Source organism: Pseudonocardia sp. (assembly GCF_025965585.1).
Classification (GTDB): Bacteria; Actinomycetota; Actinomycetes; order Mycobacteriales; family Pseudonocardiaceae; genus Pseudonocardia.
The window spans coordinates 1-3,707 of sequence record NZ_JAOPWR010000258.1 but is presented as its reverse complement, the minus strand read 5'-3'; the positions used below and the strand labels follow the sequence as shown (position 1 = coordinate 3,707).

At 74.6% G+C, this 3,707-nt stretch carries 3 protein-coding genes; 2 read left to right on the top strand and 1 reads right to left on the bottom strand.

From position 1 onward, the window contains the following. Positions 1–190: 190 nt before the first annotated feature. Entirely contained in the window at positions 191–1,024 is an 834-nt protein-coding gene (locus JWR81_RS16695) for an amidohydrolase (RefSeq protein ID WP_297652941.1), read from the top strand. Between the two features lie 3 nt (positions 1,025–1,027). Here JWR81_RS16695 and JWR81_RS16690 read toward each other — a convergent pair whose 3' ends face one another. Beyond that, positions 1,028–2,743: an IlvD/Edd family dehydratase gene (locus tag JWR81_RS16690; protein ID WP_297652938.1), complete on the bottom strand. Its 1,716-nt coding sequence runs from the start codon at positions 2,741–2,743 to the stop codon at positions 1,028–1,030. A gap of 59 nt (positions 2,744–2,802) precedes the next feature. Between JWR81_RS16690 and JWR81_RS16685 the strand changes: the two genes are divergently transcribed. Further along, the coding region (locus JWR81_RS16685; protein ID WP_297652935.1) for an alcohol dehydrogenase catalytic domain-containing protein at positions 2,803–3,707 on the top strand (905 nt) is incomplete at its 3' end.

Below are 3,707 nucleotides of genomic sequence, written 5' to 3'. Positions count from 1 at the left end.
CGCCTGCGACGAGGCGGTCGACCGGATCGAGGACGCAATGCTCGACGCGCTCACCGGCGAGCAGGTGGACCACCTGCGCGACGGGCTGCTCGCCTGCGCGCAGGCCCTGGCCGGGCTCACCCGCGTGCCCGCCGGTCCCGCTGGCCGGTAGGAGCGCCACCCCGGCAGCGGCAGGCGCGATGATCAGTCCGTGGAGGCGACGTCCGGCGAGCGGATCATCGACTGCCACGTGCACGTGTTCGACCCGACCCGCTTCCCGTACGCGGCCGACACGTACTACGCACCTGCCGGCCAGGAGCTCGGCACGCCCGCCCGGCTCGCGGGCGTGCTCGACTGGCACGGGGTTGAACGCGCCCTGCTGGTGGGCCCCAACTCCGGCTACGGCGAGGACAACCGCCTCCTGCTCGACACCCTCGCCGCCGGCGCCGGCCGCTACCGCGGGATGGCGGTGGTGCGGGGCGACATCGCGCGGTCCGAGCTGGCCGAACTACGCGAAGGTGGCGTCCTCGGCGTCACCCTCAACGCCGCGCTGCTCGGTGTCGGGCACTACGCGGACGCCGGCCCGTTCCTGGCCCACCTCGAGGCGCTCGACATGATCGCCGACGTCCAGGTGGTCGACGACCAGCTCGTCGAGCTGGCCCCGCTGCTCCGACGGTCGGGCGTGCGGGTGCACGTCGACCACTGCGGTCGTCCCGACCCCACGACCGGCGTCGACGCGCCCGGCTTCCGCGAGCTCCTGTGCTGGGGACGCGACGGGCGGGCGGTGGTGAAGCTGTCGGGGTGCGTCAAGGTCTCCCGCGAGCCCTACCCGCACGCCGACCTGGACCCGTTCATCGCCGCGCTCGTGGCGGAGTTCGGACCGGACCGGTGCGTGTGGGCGTCGGACTGGCCGTTCCTGCGCATGCCCGAACGCGTCGACTACGGCCCGCTGCTCGCCCTGCTGGCCCGGCAGGTGCCCGACGCGGCCGACCGCCGCCGCATCCTCTGGGACACGCCGTGCCGCGAGCTCGGCTTCCCGCTCTGAGGGTCAGTGCGACTCGCGCGACACCGCGTCGCCGCTGGACCCCACGAGGAAGTCGAGGTCGGCGCCGGTGTTCGCCTGCCCCACGGTCTGCACGTAGAGCCGCTCCCACCCACGCGACGGCGCGGCGTAGGCGGCGACGGTGGCCGGGTCCGGGGCGCGCGCGGCGAGCTCCTCGGCCGGCACGTCGACGTCGAGCCGGCGCTCGCCCACGTCCAGGACGATCATGTCGCCGGTGCGCACCAGCGCGAGCGGACCCCCCGCCGCCGCCTCGGGCGTCACGTGCAGCACGACCGTGCCGTAGGCCGTGCCGCTCATGCGCCCATCGCAGATGCGCACCATGTCGCGCACGCCCTCGCGCAGCAGCTTCGCGGGCAGCGGCAGGTTCGCCACCTCCGGCATGCCCGGGTAGCCCTTCGGGCCGCAGCCGCGCAGGACGAGCACCGAGTCGGCGTCCACGTCGAGGCCGGGGTCGTCGATGCGGGCGTGCATGTCCTCGATCGAGTCGAACACCACCGCCCGCCCGCGGTGGCGCAACAGGTGCTCCGACGCCGCCGCCGGCTTGATCACCGCACCGGACGGCGCGAGGTTGCCGTAGAGCACCGCGATCCCCGCGTGGTCCTGCAGCGGCTTCTCCCGCGTGCGGATCACCTCGGCGTCCCAGATCCGGGCCTCGTCCAGGTGCTCGACGAACGGCCGGCCCGTCACGGTGATCGCGTCCGGGTCGAGCAGGTCCTGGACCTCGCGCAGCACCGCCGACAGGCCGCCCGCGCGGTGCAGGTCCTCCATCAGGAACCGGCCCGCGGGCTGCAGGTCCACCAGCAGCGGGACGCCCGCGCCGGTGCGGTCGAAGTCGTCCTGCGTGAGCTCGACGCCCAGTCGCCCGGCGATGGCCAGCAGGTGCACCACCGCGTTCGTCGACCCGCCGACCGCTGCCAGAGCGACGATCGCGTTGAGGAACGAGGCGCGGGTGAGCACGTCGCTGGGCCTGCGACCGGCGGCCACCATCTCCACCGCAAGCCGCCCGGCGTCGTGCGCGCCCTCCAGCAGCCGGCTGTCGGCGGCGGGCGTGCCCGCGAGCCCGGGCGGCACCATGCCCAGTGCCTCGGCCACGATCGCCATCGTCGAGGCGGTGCCCATGGTGTTGCAGTGCCCGCGACTGCGGATCATCGACGACTCCGAGCGCGTGAACTCCTCCTGCGACAACGTCCCCGCGCGCACCTCCTCCGACAGCCGCCAGACGTCGGTGCCGCAGCCCAGCGGCTGCCCGCGGAAGGTGCCGGTGAGCATCGGACCGCCCGGCACCACCACGGCCGGGAGGTCGACCGATGCGGCCGCCATCAGCAGCGCGGGGATGGTCTTGTCGCAGCCGCCGAGCAGCACGACGCCGTCGACCGGGTTGGCGCGGAGCATCTCCTCCGTCGCCATCGCGGCCATGTTGCGCCACAGCATCGCCGTCGGGCGCACGAGCGTCTCCCCCAGCGACACCACGGGCAGGTTCAGCGGGATCCCGCCTGCCTCGTGGACGCCGTGCTCCACGCTGCGCGCCACCTCGTTCAGGTGGGCGTTGCACGGCGTCAGGTCCGAGGCGGTGTTGGCGATCGCGATGTGCGGGCGCCCGTCGAACGCGTGCGCCGGCAGACCCCGGCGCATCCAGGCCCGGTGGATGTAGGCGTTGCGGTCGGTGCCGGCATACCACTGGGAGCTGCGCTGCTCGCCCACGGACGGGCCGTCCTTCCCTCGAGGATCGCTGTGTCGATCTCTTCTGGGACCATCCCACCATGCGGGCCTTCGTCGTCACAGCACCGAACGTGGGCGGGGTACAGGAGGTCGACGCGCCCGTCGCGGGGTCCGGACAGGTCGTGGTCGACGTCCACCGGGTCGGGGTGTGCGGCACCGACGTCGAGTTCTTCACCGGCGAGATGGCATACCTGCACCAGGGCCACGCCGCGTACCCGATGCGGCTGGGGCACGAGTGGTCCGGCGTCGTCGCCGCCGTCGGGCCCGGTGTCGACGACGCGTGGCTCGGCCGCCGCGTCACAGGCGACACGATGCTCGGCTGCGGGCACTGCGCCCGTTGCCGTGCGGGGCGGCACAACGTGTGCGCCGACCGCGTCGAGATCGGCATCCGCGGCGGCTTCCCCGGCGCGCTGGCCGAGCAGCTCGCCGTGCCCGCCACGGCGCTGCTCGCGCTGCCCGACACCGTCGACGACACGGCGGGCGCGCTCGTCGAACCCGGCGGGAACGCCCTGCGCGCGGTCCGCGCCGCGGGACTCGTCGCGGGCGACCGCCTGCTCGTCCTCGGCACCGGCGCGATCGGGCTGCTCGTGGCCGCCTTCGCCCGCGCACAGGGCGCGGAGGTGCACCTCATGGCCCGCGACGCGCAGACCGCCGACCTCGCACGTCACCTCGGCTCCTTCCCGGTGTGGACGCGGGCCGAGCTCCCCGCGCCGCCCTGGGACGCCGTGGTCGACGCCTCCAACGCCGCCGCGCTCCCCGCGCTGGCGCTCGACCTCGTCGAACCCGGGAAGCGCGTGGTCTACGTCGGGCTGGCGGGCACGCCCTCCACGGTCGACACGCGGACGCTCGCCCTCAAGGACGTGACGGCGGTCGGGATCCTCGCCGCGTCGCAGGGGCTGGCGGGCACCGCGGCCCACTACGCCGCCGGCGACGTCGACCCGCGCCC